The organism is Streptomyces wedmorensis (assembly GCF_000716445.1).
GTDB classification, from domain to species: Bacteria; Actinomycetota; Actinomycetes; order Streptomycetales; family Streptomycetaceae; genus Streptomyces; species Streptomyces wedmorensis.
This window is the reverse complement of the sequence record NZ_JNWK01000022.1, coordinates 22,868-39,585: the sequence shown is the minus strand read 5'-3', so window position 1 is coordinate 39,585 and position 16,718 is coordinate 22,868. Positions and strand designations below refer to the sequence as shown.

Annotated in this window: 17 protein-coding genes; 7 read left to right on the top strand and 10 right to left on the bottom strand. The window is 74.5% G+C overall.

Annotation, left to right across the window (positions count from 1 at the left end):
- Positions 1–7 precede the first annotated feature (7 nt).
- The 7 genes from OO54_RS18990 to OO54_RS18960 are packed head-to-tail and all read left to right on the top strand — an operon-like array spanning position 8 to position 7,926.
- Positions 8–1,006, top strand: a complete 999-nt coding sequence (locus tag OO54_RS18990) for an ADP-ribosylglycohydrolase family protein (RefSeq protein WP_033204646.1) — start codon at positions 8–10, stop codon at positions 1,004–1,006.
- Complete coding sequence (locus OO54_RS18985; RefSeq protein WP_078905259.1) at positions 1,003–2,421, top strand: ADP-ribosylglycohydrolase family protein; 1,419 nt, start codon at positions 1,003–1,005, stop codon at positions 2,419–2,421. The genes OO54_RS18990 and OO54_RS18985 overlap by 4 nt, the downstream gene beginning before the upstream one ends.
- Positions 2,357–3,553, top strand: a complete 1,197-nt coding sequence (locus OO54_RS18980; protein WP_033204644.1) for an ADP-ribosylglycohydrolase family protein — start codon at positions 2,357–2,359, stop codon at positions 3,551–3,553. Before OO54_RS18985 ends, OO54_RS18980 begins: the two co-directional genes overlap by 65 nt.
- On the top strand, positions 3,550–4,962 hold the full coding sequence (locus OO54_RS18975; RefSeq protein WP_033204643.1) for an ADP-ribosylglycohydrolase family protein: 1,413 nt from the start codon (positions 3,550–3,552) through the stop codon (positions 4,960–4,962). Before OO54_RS18980 ends, OO54_RS18975 begins: the two co-directional genes overlap by 4 nt.
- Entirely contained in the window at positions 4,959–5,879 is a 921-nt protein-coding gene (gene rbsK, locus OO54_RS18970; RefSeq protein WP_033204641.1) for a ribokinase, read from the top strand. The genes OO54_RS18975 and rbsK overlap by 4 nt, the downstream gene beginning before the upstream one ends.
- Complete coding sequence (locus OO54_RS18965) at positions 5,876–7,114, top strand: CaiB/BaiF CoA transferase family protein (RefSeq protein ID WP_033204639.1); 1,239 nt, start codon at positions 5,876–5,878, stop codon at positions 7,112–7,114. The genes rbsK and OO54_RS18965 overlap by 4 nt, the downstream gene beginning before the upstream one ends.
- A complete protein-coding gene (locus OO54_RS18960; RefSeq protein WP_033204637.1) occupies positions 7,111–7,926 on the top strand; it encodes an HpcH/HpaI aldolase/citrate lyase family protein in 816 nt (271 codons plus the stop codon). Before OO54_RS18965 ends, OO54_RS18960 begins: the two co-directional genes overlap by 4 nt.
- 63 nt (positions 7,927–7,989) lie before the next feature.
- Here OO54_RS18960 and lgt read toward each other — a convergent pair whose 3' ends face one another.
- The 10 genes from lgt to OO54_RS18910 all read right to left on the bottom strand — a co-directional run bounded on the left by lgt (position 7,990) and on the right by OO54_RS18910 (position 16,711).
- Entirely contained in the window at positions 7,990–8,976 is a 987-nt protein-coding gene (lgt, locus tag OO54_RS18955) for a prolipoprotein diacylglyceryl transferase (RefSeq protein WP_053194528.1), read from the bottom strand.
- Between the two features lie 64 nt (positions 8,977–9,040).
- Entirely contained in the window at positions 9,041–9,862 is an 822-nt protein-coding gene (locus tag OO54_RS18950) for a DsbA family protein (protein ID WP_033204633.1), read from the bottom strand.
- Positions 9,863–9,925: 63 nt separating this feature from the next.
- Positions 9,926–10,747 carry a tryptophan synthase subunit alpha gene (gene trpA, locus OO54_RS18945; RefSeq protein WP_017238748.1) on the bottom strand — a complete coding sequence of 274 codons (822 nt, stop codon included), beginning with the start codon at positions 10,745–10,747 and terminating at the stop codon, positions 9,926–9,928.
- Entirely contained in the window at positions 10,744–11,982 is a 1,239-nt protein-coding gene (trpB, locus tag OO54_RS18940; protein WP_017238749.1) for a tryptophan synthase subunit beta, read from the bottom strand. The genes trpA and trpB overlap by 4 nt, the downstream gene beginning before the upstream one ends.
- A 201-nt stretch (positions 11,983–12,183) precedes the next feature.
- Entirely contained in the window at positions 12,184–12,465 is a 282-nt protein-coding gene (gene trpM, locus OO54_RS18935) for a tryptophan biosynthesis modulator TrpM (RefSeq protein WP_106970049.1), read from the bottom strand.
- A 7-nt stretch (positions 12,466–12,472) separates the two neighbouring features.
- Positions 12,473–13,282 carry an indole-3-glycerol phosphate synthase TrpC gene (gene trpC, locus OO54_RS18930; RefSeq protein WP_026058123.1) on the bottom strand — a complete coding sequence of 270 codons (810 nt, stop codon included), beginning with the start codon at positions 13,280–13,282 and terminating at the stop codon, positions 12,473–12,475.
- A gap of 147 nt (positions 13,283–13,429) precedes the next feature.
- A complete protein-coding gene (locus OO54_RS46790; protein WP_324611688.1) occupies positions 13,430–13,876 on the bottom strand; it encodes a DUF2752 domain-containing protein in 447 nt (148 codons plus the stop codon).
- Between the two features lie 287 nt (positions 13,877–14,163).
- Positions 14,164–14,418: an HGxxPAAW family protein gene (locus OO54_RS18920; protein WP_033204629.1), complete on the bottom strand. Its 255-nt coding sequence runs from the start codon at positions 14,416–14,418 to the stop codon at positions 14,164–14,166.
- A 137-nt stretch (positions 14,419–14,555) separates the two neighbouring features.
- Complete coding sequence (locus tag OO54_RS18915; RefSeq protein WP_033204627.1) at positions 14,556–15,206, bottom strand: TIGR02234 family membrane protein; 651 nt, start codon at positions 15,204–15,206, stop codon at positions 14,556–14,558.
- A gap of 14 nt (positions 15,207–15,220) precedes the next feature.
- On the bottom strand, positions 15,221–16,711 hold the full coding sequence (locus OO54_RS18910; protein WP_033204626.1) for an anthranilate synthase component I: 1,491 nt from the start codon (positions 16,709–16,711) through the stop codon (positions 15,221–15,223).
- Positions 16,712–16,718 lie beyond the last annotated feature (7 nt).

Below are 16,718 nucleotides of genomic sequence, written 5' to 3'. Positions count from 1 at the left end.
CCGCGAGATGGTGACCACCACGGCAGGCGACACGCGCGAACGGGCGAGGGGGGCGCTCCTCGGCCTCGCCGTCGGCGACGCGCTCGGCGCTCCCGCCGAGAACATGCGCCCCTCCGAGATCCGCCGCCGCTGGGGCCGCATCGAAGGATTCGTCACGGAGAGCCCGGCCGGCACCGACGACACCGAGTACGCGATCTTCTCCGCGCTCCTCCTCGCCCGCCACGGCTCGGCCCTCACCGTCCACCACGTCGAACGGGCCTGGCACCACTGGATCGCCGACCTCGACGAAGGCCCCTTCCGCGGCGCCGGCTTCTCCGAACGCGGCACCCTGGAGAACCTCCGCCGTGGCCTCGCCGCCCCCATCTCCGCCCAGCACCGGCACGCCTGGAGCGACGGACTCGCCATGCGCGCCGCGCCCTTCGGCGTCTTCGCCGCCGGCCGCCCGGCGGAGGCCGCCCGCCTCGTCGCCATCGACGGCAGCGTCAGCCACGACGGCGAGGGCATCTACGGCGGCCAGGCGGTCGCGGCGGGCGTCGCCGCGGCGATGGGCGGTGCGGGGGTCACCTCCGTCATCGCCGCCGCCCTCTCCGTCGTCCCGATGGACTCCTGGACCGCCCGCTCCCTGCGCCGGGCGGTCGTCGCCGCCCAGCGCGTCCAGCCCGACCCCCTCACCCGCGAACGCCAGGTCCGCTCCGCCGTCGTCATCGGCGGCTACCCCTGGACGGACCTCGCCCCCGAGGCCGTCGGCCTCGCCTTCGGCGCCTTCGCCGCCGCCCGCGGCGACTTCCGCACGGCCGTCCTCACCGCCGTCAACATGGGCCGCGACGCCGACACCACGGCCGCCGTGGCCGGCGCCCTCGCCGGCGCGGCCGGCGGCCTGGGCTCCATCCCGCACGACTGGGCCTCCGCCATCGCCCCCGTGACGGGCAGCTGCCTCCCCTCCATGCGCGGCTACCACGTCCTCGACATCGCCGACCTCCTCACACCGGAAGCAGACCCCCGATGAGCGCAGACCCGACGACCCCCGCCTCGGCCACCGCCGCCTCCACCCCCGCCACCCCCGCTGTGGGCAATCGTCCCGCAGGGCGGGACGGGTGGGCACAGCCCCCGTTGCCGGGTCCCGGCCCCCTGCTCGGCACCCCGCAGGGCCCGCCTCCCGCCGCCCCGGTCCGCGGCACCGGCTCATGGGGCGGCCCCCAGGAGAGCCCGCACCGACACGAGACCCCCCACCGCCCCACCCGCGACGCGGTCGAAGGCCTTCTCCTGGGGATCGCCGCGGGCGACGCCGCAGGATGGCCGGCCGCCCGCCACCGCGCCGCCCGCATGCCGGAGTGGACCCGCCGCCTCACCCGCGAACTCGACACCTTCGCGGAGCAGAACGCGACGACGACCCTCCCCGTCCCCATCGCCCTCAACCAGCCCCCCGAGCCGCTCCGACTCGGCCCGTCGGACGACGCCGAGTGGGCGGTGTTCACGGCCGAGGCGGTCCTCGCCTCCGCGGGCCCGGTCTTCGCGGGACTCCCCCCGGAGCGCCGGCTGCGGGCCGCCGTCGACCTGGCGTGGAACTCCCTCGCGGGCCAGGTCGCCGCCGCGGCCGAGCGCGCGCCCGAGGTCGAGTCGGCCGTCCTCCCCCTCCGCGCCCGGATCTCGGTCCGCGCGGGCCTCGGCAACCTCGCCACCGGTCTGCGCCCGCCCGCCACCGGTCACGACAACCCGCACTTCTTCGACGACGCCGCCTGCGTCCGCGCCGCGGTCCTCGCGGTGGTCCACCCCGGCGACCCGCGCGCCGCCGCCGAACTCGCCGAGTTCGACGCCCGGTACACGCAGGACGGCGACGGCGTGCACGGCGCCCGCGCGACGGCGGCCGCGGTCGCGGCGGCGCTGGGCGGGGCGTCGGTCGACGAGGCCGTGGGGGCGGCGGTCGCCGAACTCCCGCCGGTCACCGAGATCGGCCGCAACGCCCGGCACGCGCTGAAGCTGGCCGGGACCGTCGGTTCGGCGTTCGAGCTGGTCCCGCTCCTGGAGCACCAGATCGTGGACCACGTCTACAGCTACGGCATCGCGGCCGCCGAGACCGTCCCGGTCGCCCTGGCCCTCGCGACCGCCGCCCGGGGCGAGATGACGGCGGCGGTACCGGCCGCCGCCTGCCTCTCCCGGGTCGCCGACTCGGCGCCGGCGCTCGCGGGCGCGCTCACCGGTGCGCTGGGCGGCGGCCGTTCGGTCCCGCCGAGCTGGCGGGACGCCTGCCGGACGCTGGCGGGCTGCGCGCTGCCCCGGCTCGCGGGTACGGATCTGGTGGAACTCGCCGGGCTGCTCGGAGCCACGGAACCGGCCGCCTCAGGTGGACAATTCCGACATGACACCCACACAGGACGTGCCCGCGCCGGCCGTACCGACGGCGGACGTACCCACGCTGGATGACCGGATCACCGGAAGCCTCGTCGGGGCCGCCGTCGGCGACGCCCTCGGCGGCCCCGTCGAGGGCTACACCCCGGAACAGATCCTGGAACGCCACGGCGGCCGCGTCACCGGCATCGTCGGCCCCTGGAACGGCGGCGACTGGCGCACCGCCCGCCCCATCGCCCCGTACCACAAGGGCGACGGGCACGTCACCGACGACACCTTGATGACCCACGCCCTGATCCGGGTGTACGAGAAGGTCCGCGGCCACCTCGACGCGTACGCGGTCGCGGACCACCTCGTGCCCGAACTCATGGGCTCCCCCGTCTGGATCCCCGAGCTGGAGGCCGAGGCCCTCCCCCTCCAGCGGATCTTCCTCGCCGAGAAGTGGATCGTGACCCGGCTCCACTACGGCCATGTCGACCCGCGCGAGGCGGGCGCCGGCAACGTCGTCAACTGCGGTGCCGCGATGTACATGGCGCCCGTCGGCCTGGTCAACGCCGGCCACCCCGCCGCCGCCTACGCCGAGGCGATCGACCTCACGGGCGCCCACCAGTCCTCGTACGGCCGGGAGGCGGCCGGTGTCTTCGCGGCCGCCGTGGCGGCGGCCTGCGCGCCCGGCGCCACCCCGGAATCCGTGGTCGCGGCCGCCCTCTCGCTGGCGAAGGACGGCACGCGCGCGGCCGTCGAGGCGGTCACCGAAGCGGCCCGCGGACACCGGGACTTCGAATCCGCACTCGCCCCCCTCCGCAGGGCGGTCGCCCCCTTCGACTCGGTCGGCCCCGACTACCGCTCCCCCTCCCTCGGCGCCCGCCGCCCCTCCCGGCTCCACGCCATCGAGGAACTCCCCGTCGCCCTGGGCATGCTGCTCGTCGGAGGGGGCGACTTCCGTCGTACGGTCCTCGGTGCCGTCAACTACGGCCGCGACTGCGACTCGATCGCCACGATGGCCGGCGCGATCGTCGGCGCCCTGCACGGCGAGTCCGGCGTGCCCTCCGAGTGGGCGAAGCGGGTGGCGGAGGCCAGCCGGCTCGACCTGCACGCCCCGGCGAGGGCCCTGAGCACGGTGGCCCGCGAGATCTTCGCCCGCGACACCGCGCTGCGGCGCGCCCACGAGTCGGCCTTCGCGACGCTGACGAGCGCCGACCGGTGACCCTCCGCCTGACCTGGGTCCAGCCGGAGGACCTGGTGGGCCACGAACTCCGCCAGGCGGCGGAGGACGGCCGCGACGGCCGCGCCCTCGCGGCCCGTTGGGCGGCGGCGGGCGGGCCGCCCGCCCCGAGGACCGCCGGCGCCTCGGAGACCCCCCGCCCGGACCTCCGCCCCCTGGCGGAGGAACTCCTGGACGCCCTCGCCGCCCTCCCCGCCCCCCTGTCGGCGGACGAACCCACCTCCCTCCCCGCGATCCGATCCCTGACGCCCCCCGAACCCGCCCCCGGACGGGCCACGGGCCCGGCCGGCCCTGTGGAACGGCCGGGAGCGGGGAGAGGCGTGGAGGAAGCCGCCACCGCCCGCGACCGCCTGCACGCCGCCTGGCTGGGCCGCGCCGCCGGCTGCCTCCTCGGCAAGCCGGTCGAGAAGCTCCCCCTCCCCGCCATCCGCGCGCTCGCCCGCGCCGCCGGCAACTGGCCCCTCACCACCTGGTTCACCGCCCGCGGCGTCCCGCCGGAGCTGCTCGCCGCGCACCCCTGGAACCGCCGCTCGGCCGCCACCTCCCTCGCCGAGAACATCGACGGCATGCCCGAGGACGACGACCTCAACTACCCCCTCCTCGACCTGCTCCTCCTCCAGCGGTGCGGCCGCGACTTCACCACCGCCGACGTCGCCCGCCTCTGGCTCGACGAACTCCCCGCCGGCCGCACCTTCACGGCCGAGCGCGTCGCCTACCGCAACCTCCTCGACGGGGTCGAACCCCCGCTGACCGCCGTACGCCGCAACCCCTTCCGCGAGTGGATCGGCGCCCAGATCCGGGCCGACGTGCACGGCTGGACCAACCCGGGCGACCCGGCGGCCGCCGCGGCGCAGGCCTACCGGGACGCGGCGCTCACGCACACGGCGAACGGGGTCTACGGCGCCATGTTCGTCGCGGCGACCCTGGCCGCGGCGGCGACGGGCACCGCCGACGTGCACCGGGCACTCGCCGCCGGCCTGGGGGTGATCCCGCCGCGCTCGCGTCTGGCGGCGGCCGTCCGCCTCGGCATCGCGGCGGCCCGCGCCACATCCGACTTCGACGCCGTCGTGGACCGGCTGCACGCCGAGCTCGGCGGGTACCACTGGGTGCATGCCGTCCCCAACGCCGCCGTGCTCGCCGCCGCCCTCACGCACGGCGACGGCGACTTCTCCCGTTCGATCTGCGCGGCGGTGTCGGGCGGCTGGGACACCGACTCCAACGGCGCCACCGCCGGTTCCGTCGCCGGCCTCCTGGCCGGGCACCCCGACCGGCTGCCGGAGCGCTGGACCACTCCCCTCAAGAACCGCCTGGCGACGTCGATCCCGTCCTACGACGGCATCGGCTTCGACACGCTGGCCGAACTGACACACACGGAGGCAGTACGCCCATGACCAGCATCGTCGTGCTCGGCAGCACGAACATGGACCTGGTGGCCTACGTACCGAGGGCCCCGGCCCTCGGCGAGACGGTCACCGGCCGCGCGTTCCGCACGATCCCGGGCGGCAAGGGAGCCAACCAGGCCGTCGCCGCCGCTCGCGCGGGCGCCGAGGTCGCGATGATCGGCGCGGTCGGCGCGGACGACTTCGGGGTACGGCTCCGGGCCGCCCTCGAGCACTGCGCGGTGGACACCGACCTGTTGCGCACCGTCGAGGGCCCCTCCGGCACGGCCCACATCGTCGTCGACGACGAGGGCGGCAACGCGATCGTCGTCGTCCCCGGCGCCAACGGCACCCTCACCTCCCTCAGCCACGGCGACGAGGCCCTCATCGGCACCGCCGACGCCCTGCTCCTCCAGCTCGAACTCCCCCTCCCCGTCGTCGTCGAGGGCGCCGTCACCGCCCGCCGGCTCGGCGTCCGCACGGTCCTCACCCCCGCCCCGGCCCAACCGCTCCCTCCGGAACTCCTCGCCGCCACCGACCTGTTGGTGCCCAACGAGCACGAGGCCGCCGCCCTCACCGGCCTCACCGACCCGCGCGCGGCCGCCCAGGCCCTGCTGCGGTTCGTCCCCGAGGTGGTGATCACCCTGGGCGCGGCCGGCAGCCTGTACGCGTCCCGCGGCGCCGAGCCGGTCACCGTGCCCGCCCCCCGGGTCCGGGCGGTGGACACCACCGGGGCCGGCGACACGTTCGTCGGCGCCCTGGCGGTCGCCCTCGGCGAGGGCCGGCCCGCCCCGGAGGCGCTCGCCTGGGCGCAGACCGCCGCCGCGCTCTCCGTCCAGCGCGAGGGCGCGTCGACCTCGATGCCGTACCGCGTCGAGATCGAGGCGGCCTTCCTCTCCCCCCACATCCTGGAGGTCGACTCCGCATGACCGTCCACGCACCGGCCACCGCGCCGACCGGCCCCGCCTCCCCCGCCGCCGGAGCCCCGCTCCGGGGACTGCGCGTCCTGGACCTCGCCACCCTCTTCGCCGGGCCGCTCGCGGCCACGATGCTCGGCGACTTCGGCGCCGACGTCGTCAAGGTCGAGCACCCCCGCAAGCCCGACCCGTCCCGCGGGCACGGTCCCGCCAAGGACGGCATCGGTCTCTGGTGGAAGGTCCTCGGCCGCAACAAGCGGACGATCACCCTGGACCTGTCGTCCCCCGGCGGCCGCGACACCCTGCTCGCGCTCGCCGCCGACGCGGACGTGATCGTGGAGAACTTCCGCCCCGGCACCCTGGAGCGCTGGGGTCTGGGCTGGGAGGAGCTCTCCACCGTCAACCCGCGGCTGGTCCTCGCCCGGGTCACCGGCTTCGGCCAGTTCGGTCCGTACTCCCACCGTCCCGGTTTCGGCACGCTCGCCGAGGCCATGAGCGGCTTCGCCGCCATCACCGGCGAGCCCGACGGCCCGCCCACCCTGCCCCCCTTCGGTCTGGCCGACTCGATCGCCGCCCTCGCCACCGCGTACGCGGTGATGACCGCGCTGACCGCCAGGAACACGACCGGCCGCGGCCAGGTCGTCGACATGGCGATCATCGAACCGATGCTCTCCGTCATCGGACCCCACCCCCTCTGGTACGACCAGCTCGGTTACGTCCAGCCCCGGACCGGCAACCGCTCCCGCAACAACGCCCCGCGCAACACGTACCGGACCGCCGACGGTTCCTGGGTCGCCGTCTCCACCTCCGCCCAGTCGATCGCCGAGCGCGTGCTGCGCCTGGTCGGCCGCCCGGAGCTGATCGACGAGCCGTGGTTCGCCGACGGCACCGGCCGGGCCGAGCACGCGGACGAACTGGACGAGGCGGTCGGCACCTGGATCGCGCGCCACACCCGCGACGAGGCCATGGACGCCTTCGAGAAGGCGGAGGCCGCCATCGCCCCGGTCTACGACGTCCGGGACGTCCTCGACGATCCGCAGTACCGGGCGCTCAACACCGTCACCGAGGTGCACGACCCGGAACTCGGCCCGATCAAGATGCAGAACGTGCTCTTCCGGCTCTCCGAGACCCCCGGGGCGATCCGCTGGGCCGGCCGCCCGCACGGCGCCGACACCACGGACGTCCTCACCGAACTCGGCCTCACGCCCGCCGAGATCGACGCCCTCCGCGACCAAGGAGCGGTATGAACGGTATGGAGCGGCTGCGCACTCCCCTCACCTGGCTGTACGCACCCGGCGACCGCCCCGAGGTCGTGGGCAAGGCCCTGGCCTCCGGCGCCGACATCGTCATCGTCGACCTGGAGGACGCGGTCGCCCCGCACCGCAAGGCGTACGCCCTCGCCGCCACGGTCGATCTGCTCGCCGACGCCCACCCCGTCCCGGTGCACGTCCGCGTCCACTCCCCGCTCGACATCCCCACCCTGGCCCCCCTCCCCGGCCTCTGCGGTCTCCGTGTACCCAAGGTGACACACGCCACTGACATCCACCGGATCGCCGGCCTCGCCCCCGGCCTGCCCCTCTACCCGCTCCTGGAGAACGCCCTCGCCGTGGAGCACGCCTACGCCATCGCCACCGCCCACCCCGACGTGCGCGGCATCGCCCTCGGCGAGGCCGATCTCCGCGCCGACCTGGGGGTACGGGACGACAGCGGCCTCGACTGGCCGCGCAGCCGCGTCGTGGTCGCCGCCCGCGCGGCCGCCCTGCCGCCCCCGGCCCAGTCGGTCCACCCCGACATCGGCGACCTGGACACCTTGGCCGCCGGCTGCGCCCGGGGCCGGGCGATGGGCTTCCTCGGCCGGGCCGCGATCCACCCCCGCCAGCTCCCCGTCATCGAGCGGGCCTACCTCCCCACCCCGGAGGAGGTCGACGCGGCGTGGGAGGTCGTCGCAGCGGCCCGGACCGACCGGGGTGCCCTGGCCCTCCCCGACGGCCGGTTCGTCGACGCGGCGGTCGTGGAGGGCGCCCACCGGGTCCTCGCCCTCGCCGCCCGCGCGGCCTGACCCGCCGTACGCGAAAGGGCCGTCGGAACCTCTCGGTCCCGACGGCCCTGTGACGAGGGAGGATCAGCCCTTGGCGGCCGACCCGGCGCCGTTGCCGGCGCCGTGTTCCACGTCCGTATCGGCAGCCGTGTCCGTATCCGTTTCCGCGTCCGGGGCGGCGTCCTCGGGCTCGCCGTCCACGACGTCGTCGTCGGACAGCTCGGCCCCGTCGGCCTCACCGGCCTTCTCGGTCTTCTCCGCCTTGGGCTCCACGATCTCCTCGCGGCCCGGCCGGATCCGCGCCGAGATGACGATGTAAGTCACCGCGAGCAGGAAGACGACGATCGCCGTCCACACGTTCAGCCGCAGGCCGAGCACGTGGTGCGCCTCGTCGACGCGCATGTACTCGATCCAGCCGCGGCCGGCGCAGTACGCGGCGACGTACACCGCGAAGGCCCGCCCGTGGCCGAGCTTGAAGCGGCGGTCGGCCCAGACGACGAGGACGGCGACGCCGACGCACCAGAGCGACTCGTACAGGAAGGTCGGGTGGTACAGCCCGGCCTCGCGGTTCGCGCCCTCGGTGATCTTCAGGGCCCAGGGCAGGTCGGTCGGCTTGCCGTAGAGCTCCTGGTTGAACCAGTTGCCCCAGCGGCCGATGGCCTGGGCGAGGGCGATGCCGGGCGCGATCGCGTCCGCGTACGCCGGGAGCGGGATGCCCCGGCGGCGGCAGCCGATCCAGGCACCCACCGCGCCGAGCGCGATGGCGCCCCAGATGCCGAGGCCGCCCTCCCAGATCTTGAAGGCGTCGACCCAGTTCTCACCCTCGCTGAAGTACAGCTGGTAGTCGGTGATCACGTGGTACAGGCGTCCGCCGACGAGGCCGAAGGGCACCGCCCAGACGGCGATGTCGGCCACGGTGCCGGCTGTGCCGCCCCGGGCGATCCAGCGCTTGTTGCCGTACCAGACGGCGACGAAGACACCGATGATGATGCAGAAGGCATAGCCGCGCAGCGGGATCGGTCCGAGGTGGATCACGCCGGTCGACGGGCTGGGAATGTAGGCAAGGTCCATGGCAGGACCGACGCTACCCTGCCGGGCGGGCGGGACGGCAGCCCGCCCGGCAACGTATGGGTAACTAACCCGCCGAGGGGGAGGCCGTGCCGGCCTTCTTGCCCTTGTTGGCCTCGGCCACCCACTTCTTCAGGTTCTCCGGGGAGATCTGCTCGTCCCCCTTGGTCGGGAAGATCGATTCGCCGTTGAGGAGGACGGACGGGGTGCCGCGGAAGCCGCCGTTCTGGAAGGCCTCGTTCGACTTGGCGACCCAGCCGTCGTGCGTGCCGTCGTTCACACAGCTGCGGAACGCGGGCGTGTCGAGCCCCGGGACCTTCGCCGACAGCTCGATCAGCTTGGCGTTGTTCCCGAAGGCGTCGTCCGTCTCCTGCGGCTGGTTCGTGTAGAGCGTGTCGTGGTACGCGGTGAACTTGCCCGCGTCCTGCGCGCACGCGGCCGCGTTCGCCGCGCGCAGCGAGCCGCTGCCGCCCATGTTCCCGTCGATGAGGGTGGCGAGGTGGTACTCGGCCTTGAGCGCGCCGGAGGCCTCCAGCTCGTGGATGGTGTCCCGCATGACGTTCTCGAACTGGGCGCACGCCGGGCAGCGGAAGTCCTCCCAGACGGCGAGCGTCGAAGGGGCGTCCGTCCGGCCCGTGGGGATCGCGGGCTTGTCGCCCTCGATCGATCCGGCCGGCGCGACCACCGGACCCGCCTTGTCGGATCCGCCGTCCTTGTCGCCGCTCGCGGCGATCACCCCGACGACCGCGGCGAGGCCGAGGACCCCGACCACCGCCGCCGACACGATCAGGACGCGCCGCTGCTTCTCGCGGGCCTTGTCGCGCTCGCGCTGCTGCTGGAGGCGCTCCCGCGCGCTCCGGTTACCGTCACCACGGTTCTTCTCGCTCACGCCTCAGGAACGAACCGGGGAGGCACGTACGTGCCTCCCCGGTCGCAGGTCCACCCATATGGGTTACGAAACGCGGCGGACACCCTCGGCGAGTTCGCCCGCCAGTTCCCTTACGGCGGCGAGTCCGGCGGCCTCGTCGCCGTCGGCGTCGAGGATGCGCTGCACGAACGCGGAGCCGACGATGACGCCGTCGGCGAAGCCGGCGACCTCCTTGGCCTGGGTGGCGTTGGAGACGCCGAGCCCGACGCAGACCGGGAGCCCGGAGGTGGCCCGGGTGCGGCGGACCAGGTCGGCGGCCTGCTCGCCGACCGACTCGCGGGTGCCGGTGACGCCCATGAGCGAGGCGGCGTAGACGAAGCCGGAGCCGACCGACGTGATGGTGGCGAGGCGCGCGTCCTTGCTGCTGGGCGCGACGACGAACACGGTGGCGAGACCGCGCTTGTCGGCGTGCTCGCGCCAGACCGCGGACTCCTGGACCGGCAGGTCGGGCAGGATGCAGCCCGCGCCGCCGGCCGCGGCGAGCTCCTCGGTGAAGCGCTCGATGCCGTACCGGTCGATCGGGTTCCAGTAGGTCATGACGAGGACCGGCTTCCCGGTGGCCTCGTGGGCCTCGCGGACCGTCCGCATGACGTCGGCGATCTTGACGCCGCCGCGCAGGGCGATGTCGTCGGCGGTCTGGATGACCGGCCCGTCGAGGACCGGGTCGCTGTGCGGGAGGCCGACCTCGACCACGTCGGCGCCGCCGTCGAAGGCGGCCTTGATCGCCGCGATGCCGCCGTCGACGGTCGGGAAGCCGGCCGGCAGGTACGCGATGAGCGCGGCCCTGTTCTCGGCCTTCGCCTTGGCGAGGGTGTCGCTCAGCAGCTGGATGTTCCCGTTCGTCACTTGGAGCCCTCCCCGTCGTACAGCCCGAAGTAGCGGGCGGCCGTGTCCATGTCCTTGTCGCCGCGCCCCGAGAGGTTCACGACGAGCAGCGCGTCCTTGCCGAGCTCCTTGCCGACCTCCAGGGCCCCGGCGAGGGCGTGCGCCGACTCGATCGCGGGGATGATGCCCTCGGTACGGGAGAGCAGCCGCAGCGCCTGCATGGCGGCGTCGTCGGTGACGGCCCGGTACTCGCCGCGCCCGCTGTCCTTGAGGTAGGCGTGCTCGGGGCCGATGCCGGGGTAGTCGAGTCCGGCCGAGATCGAGTACGGCTCGGTGATCTGGCCCTCCTCGTCCTGGAGGACGTACGAGCGCGAGCCGTGCAGGATGCCGGGCTCGCCCGCGGTGAGGGTGGCCGCGTGCTCGCCGGTCTCGACGCCGTGGCCGGCCGGCTCGCAGCCGATCAGGCGCACGCCGGCGTCCGGGACGAAGGCGTGGAAGAGGCCGATGGCGTTGGAGCCGCCGCCGACGCAGGCGATCGCCGCGTCGGGCAGGCGCCCGGCGCGCTCCAGGATCTGGCGGCGGGCCTCGACGCCGATGACCCGGTGGAAGTCGCGGACCATGGCGGGGAAGGGGTGCGGGCCGGCCACGGTGCCGAACAGGTAGTGCGTCCTGTCGACGTTCGCGACCCAGTCGCGGAACGCCTCGTTGATGGCGTCCTTGAGGGTGCGGCTGCCGGACTTCACCGCGATGACCTCGGCGCCGAGCATGCGCATCCGGGCGACGTTCAGGGCCTGGCGCTGGGTGTCGACCTCGCCCATGTAGATGGTGCAGTCGAGGCCGAACAGGGCGCAGGCGGTGGCCGTGGCCACGCCGTGCTGGCCGGCGCCGGTCTCGGCGATGACCCGCGTCTTGCCCATGCGCTTGGTCAGCAGAGCCTGACCGAGCACGTTGTTGATCTTGTGCGAGCCGGTGTGGTTCAGGTCCTCGCGCTTGAGGAAGATCCGGGCGCCGCCCGCGTGCTCGGCGAACCGGGGCACCTCGGTGAGGGCGCTCGGGCGGCCCGTGTAGTTGACCATCAGGTCGTTGAGCTCACGCGCGAACTCGGGGTCGGCCTTCGCCTTGTCGTACTCGACGGCGACCTCGTCCACGGCGGCGACCAGTGCCTCCGGGATGAACTTTCCGCCGAAATCGCCGAAGTAGCCCTCGGCGTTGGGGACCTGGCCCTCCAGGTCCGGAATGAAGAACTCGCTCGTCATGCGGATGCTCCTCGCGGGGCGGGTGCCCCGGGATACGTGTGGTCGATGGTCACGTTATGCGCGCGCCACGCTCACGCACGGCAACACGGACGCCTGTCGGCCCGCCCCGTCATGGGCGCCCGCCCCGTTGTGGGCAATCGTCCGCCAGGGGCGGGACGATTGCCCACACGGGCGGTGGCGACGGGCCCTACGCGACAGGGGTCAGGCGTTGTGTGTGGAGGTGCGCGGGGCGCGCGGGCGCCATCGCATGCCGTTGACCTGGCCCGGCTCGGAGCCGATGACGTAGCGGACCCGGCGGCCGTGGACTCGGCGGGCGGGCGCGCGGCAGCCGCGCGGACGGCAGCCCCTGGCCAGCGGAGCGTGCTTGGAGACGGGGGCCGCGGCGGTACGGAGCCGGCCGCGACGGCCCGAGGCGTCCGCGGGCACGACCGGTCCGCCCGGGGCGGTGCCCTGGGCGGTCGGCGTGGCGCGGACGGGGGTCATGGCGGGGTCAGCTCCGGCCGTGACGGAGGGCCGGGTGGGCGCCGGCGGCGACGAGGTCGGCGACGGCGGCCTTCGGGTCGCGGCCGGTGACGAGGGACTCGCCGACCAGGACCGCGTCCGCGCCGGCGTTGGCGTAGGCGATGAGGTCGTGCGGGCCGCGGACGCCGGACTCGGCGATCTTGACGATGTGCGCCGGGATCTCGGGGGCGACGCGCTCGAAGGTGGAGCGGTCGACCTTGAGGGTCTTGAGGTTGCGGGCGTTGACGCCGATGATCCGGGCGCCCGCGTCGACGGCGCGCTCGACCTCCTCCTCGTCGTGGACCTCGACCAGCGGGGTCAGCCCGATGGACTCGGCACGCTCGATGAGGGAGACCAGCGCCTCCTGCTCCAGGGCGGCGACGATGAGGAGCGCGAGATCCGCTCCGTACGCCCGGGCCTCCCAGAGCTGGTACGCGGTGACGATGAAGTCCTTGCGCAGCACCGGGATGTCGACCCGGGCCCGGACGGCCTCCAGGTCGGCGAGCGAGCCGCCGAAGCGGCGCTGCTCGGTGAGGACGGAGATGACGGCGGCGCCGCCGGCCTCGTAGTCCGCGGCGAGTCCGGCCGGGTCGGCGATCGCGGCGAGTGCGCCCTTGGACGGGCTGGAGCGCTTGACCTCGCAGATCACCTTGACGCCGTCCCCGCGCAGTGCGGCGACGCCGTCCTTGGCCTGCGGCGCCTTGGCGGCGCGCTCCTTGAGCTCGTCGAGGGTGACCCGCGCCTGTCGCTCTGCGAGGTCGGCGCGTACGCCTTCGATGATCTCGTCGAGCACACTCACGCGAGGGGCCCCCTTCCGGGACGGTGATGATGAAACAGGTTCAGCCACTTCGATCCTATCCGCAGGACGGCTCCGGAATCGCATCGGCCGGAGCGCGTCCCATCTGCTGGGACTCCCGTCGGGGTCCCCGAACGCCCGTGACGGGCCTCAGGGGGCCAGCGCGGAGCCGAAGGGAAGGTTCCGGACCAGGGTGAAGAGGGCGAGGACAGCCCCGATCCCCCACCACCAGGCCGGGGCGATCGCGAGGCGCATCGGTACCCCGCGGATGGCACGAATCAGCCAGAGGGTCATGACGACGGCGAAGAGTCCGTAGCCGGCGACGGCCAGGGCGTTGGCGCCGACGGCGGCCGGCAGGTCGCCGGTGACGAAGGCGTGGGCGCTGCGGAGTCCGCCGCATCCGGGGCAGTACAGACCGGTGAAGCGGAGCAGCGGGCAGACGGGGTAGTGCCCGGGTTCGTTGGGGTCGACGGCCCCGACGTACGCGAACGCGGCGGCGACCCCGGCGAGCGTCCCGACCGGGGCGAGCAGCCGTCGCGCGAGCGGCCGGTGCGAGGGCGGCACGGGACCGCCCTGGCCTCCGTGCCACGGCGGCACGGGACCGCCCGGACCTCCGTGCCACACGGGTGGGGCACCGTCCGGATCCGCGTGCCACGCCGGTGCGGCACCGTCCGGGGCATGGGACCGCGCGGCGTGGGTCGGGGACGGGCCGGGGCCGACCGGGCCGGGGCCCCCGGGCGGGGTGGATTCACCCGGTCGGGTGGGGGAAGCGTCGGTCGCGGCGCCGGCCGTCGGGTGCGTGTCCACCCGGTGATTCTCGCCCCTGACGCGCGAGGGCGCAGCCCGGCACGGCCGGACTGCGCCCTCGGGTGCGTCGTGTCGCGTCAGGAACGGGCCCGCGCGGTCGCGGTGGCCGCCTCACGGGCGGCGGCGACGGCCGCCGACTCCTTCGGCATGCCGAGGCCCGCCGCCTTCATCGCGCCGCCGACGATGCCGCCGAGGACGATGACACCCACGCCGGCCCAGAAACCGGGCAGGTTGGCGGCCACCATGAAGACGCCGGCGATGCAGAAGCCGATGAAGGAGATGATGACACCGGTCCAGGCGGCCGGGGTGTGTCCGTGGGCGCTGCCCGCCATGAGTTGCTCCTCGTTGCAGTTGCTCGATGGTGAGGTCTCGCGTGCGCGGACACTCGGCGCTCATTGTCCCGCACGTGGGCGCGCGAGGATGAATCGGGGGTGCCGGGACGATCACGCGTCGCGATCGGTCGTACGGGTCAGCCGCCGTGCGTGGGGTCCTCGCCGCGGTCGAGGGCCTTCCACAGGTCCTCGGGCCGGTCGGGGTCGGTGGCGGGTGCCTTGCGGCCGCCGCGCGGGGGTCCGGAGCGCTCGTAGCGGCCGCCCATGGCCGGCCAGCTCTTGCCGAAGCGCAGCGCGAAGAGGCCGGCGAGCAGGATGAGGGCGGCGCCGACGGCGGTCACGTACGGCCAGACGGTGTGGGTGAGGCCGGCCACGGCGGCGGCGGTGTCGCCGCTGATGCGGGCGGCCTCGGCGTCGAGGGCGGCGCTGTCGGAGGCGCCGAGGACCGCGGCGAGCGCGGCTCCGGCGCCGCTGAGCGCGAGGAGCGCGGCGACGAGGGTGCGGCCGGTGCGGCGGACGGCGAAGACCGCGAAGAGGGCGGCGAGGCCGACGATCGCGAGGGCGGTCGGCACGCCGGTGACGGCGCCGCCGTCGGCCTCGACGGGGACGCTGCCGCCGCCGACGGACGCGGTGCCCTCGGCCCAGATCTGGCCGGCGGAGAGCAGGACGACGGTGGCGCCGAGCGCGCCGAGGAGGAGGGCCGCGGCCAGGCTGCGGCGGCCGCCGGTGGGGACGGCCGCACGGGCGGCCCGGGGCTGGGGTACGGGTACGGCACTCACGTACCCCACTATCCCCTACGTCCTCAGTTGTCGTTCATCCGGTTGGCGGTGTGGACGGCGCGGAGGACGGCCGCGGCCTTGTTGCGGCACTCGTTGTCCTCGGCGACGGGGTCGGAGTCGGCGACGACACCGGCTCCGGCCTGCACGTACGCGGTGCCGTCGCGGAGCAGGGCGGTGCGGATGGCGATGGCGGTGTCCGCGTCGCCGGCGAAATCGAGATAACCGACACATCCGCCGTACAGGCCGCGCCGGGAGGGTTCGAGCTCCTCGATGATCTGCATCGCGCGGGGCTTGGGGGCTCCGGAGAGCGTGCCGGCGGGGAAGCAGGCGGTGAGGACGTCGAAGGCGGTCCGTCCGTCGGCGACCCGGCCGGTCACGGTGGAGACGATGTGCATGACGTGCGAGTAGCGCTCGATCGACATGAAGTCGACGACCTCCACCGAGCCGGGCGAGCAGACGCGGCCGAGGTCGTTGCGGCCGAGGTCGACGAGCATGAGGTGCTCGGCGCGCTCCTTGGGGTCGGCGAGCAGTTCCTCGGCGAGGTCGTGGTCCTCCTGGGGGGTGGCGCCGCGGTGCCGGGTTCCGGCGATGGGGTGGAGCATCGCCTGCCCGTCCTCGACCTTGACGAGGGCCTCGGGGCTGGATCCGACGACGTCGAAGCCGTTCTCGAAGCGGAAGAGGTACATGTACGGGGACGGGTTGGTGGCCCGGAGGACCCGGTAGACGTCGAGCGCGGAGGCGGCGCACGGGGTCTCGAAGCGCTGCGAGGGCACGACCTGGAAGGCTTCGCCGGCGCGGATGCGCTCCTTGATGTCCTCGACGGCGTCCTGGTACGCCGGGCCGCCCCAGAGCGCGGAGAACTCGGGGAGCTCGGAGGCCGGGAGCGCGGTGGGTGCGGTGGCGACCGGGCGGGCGAGGTCGGCCTGCATGGCGTCGAGGCGGGCGACGGCGTGTGCGTACGCCTCGTCGACGCCGGTCTCCAGGTCGTTGTGGTTGATCGCGTTGGCGATCAGCAGGACCGAGCCGTCCCAGTGGTCGAGGACGGCGAGGTCGCTGGTGAGGAGCATGGTGAGCTCGGGGAGCCGCAGGTCGTCGCGGCCGTGCTCGCCGATCCGCTCCAGGCGGCGGACGATGTCGTAGCCGAGGTAGCCGACCATGCCGCCGGTGAACGGGGGCATCCCGGTGGAGAGGTCCCGGGGGGTGTGGAGGGCTTCGACGGTGGCGCGCAGGGCGTCGAGGGGGTCGCCGTCGGTGGGGACGCCGACGGGCGGGGTGCCGAGCCAGTGGGCCTCGCCGTCCCGCACCGTCAGGGTGGCGTCGCTGCGCACTCCGATGAAGGAGTACCGGGACCAGGAGCGGCCGTTCTCCGCGGATTCGAGGAGGAAGGTGCCGGGCCGTTCGGCGGCGAGCTTGCGGTAGAGCCCGACCGGGGTGTCGCCGTCCGCGAGGAGCCTGCGGCTGACGGGGATGACGCGGCGGTCGGCCGCCAGCTTGCGGAACGTCTCGAGATCCATGGCGCCA

Coding starts and splice junctions, on each gene's coding strand:
- lgt (WP_053194528.1), bottom strand. CDS start 8,976: ATGGACCTTGCCTACATTCCCAGCCCGTCGACCGGCGTGATCCACCTC.
- rbsK (WP_033204641.1), top strand. CDS start 4,959: ATGACCAGCATCGTCGTGCTCGGCAGCACGAACATGGACCTGGTGGCC.
- OO54_RS18960 (WP_033204637.1), top strand. CDS start 7,111: ATGAACGGTATGGAGCGGCTGCGCACTCCCCTCACCTGGCTGTACGCA.
- OO54_RS18910 (WP_033204626.1), bottom strand. CDS start 16,711: ATGGATCTCGAGACGTTCCGCAAGCTGGCGGCCGACCGCCGCGTCATC.
- OO54_RS18965 (WP_033204639.1), top strand. CDS start 5,876: ATGACCGTCCACGCACCGGCCACCGCGCCGACCGGCCCCGCCTCCCCC.
- OO54_RS18980 (WP_033204644.1), top strand. CDS start 2,357: ATGACACCCACACAGGACGTGCCCGCGCCGGCCGTACCGACGGCGGAC.
- trpB (WP_017238749.1), bottom strand. CDS start 11,982: ATGACGAGCGAGTTCTTCATTCCGGACCTGGAGGGCCAGGTCCCCAAC.
- OO54_RS18985 (WP_078905259.1), top strand. CDS start 1,003: ATGAGCGCAGACCCGACGACCCCCGCCTCGGCCACCGCCGCCTCCACC.
- OO54_RS18990 (WP_033204646.1), top strand. CDS start 8: ATGGTGACCACCACGGCAGGCGACACGCGCGAACGGGCGAGGGGGGCG.
- OO54_RS18920 (WP_033204629.1), bottom strand. CDS start 14,418: ATGGCGGGCAGCGCCCACGGACACACCCCGGCCGCCTGGACCGGTGTC.
- trpM (WP_106970049.1), bottom strand. CDS start 12,465: ATGACCCCCGTCCGCGCCACGCCGACCGCCCAGGGCACCGCCCCGGGC.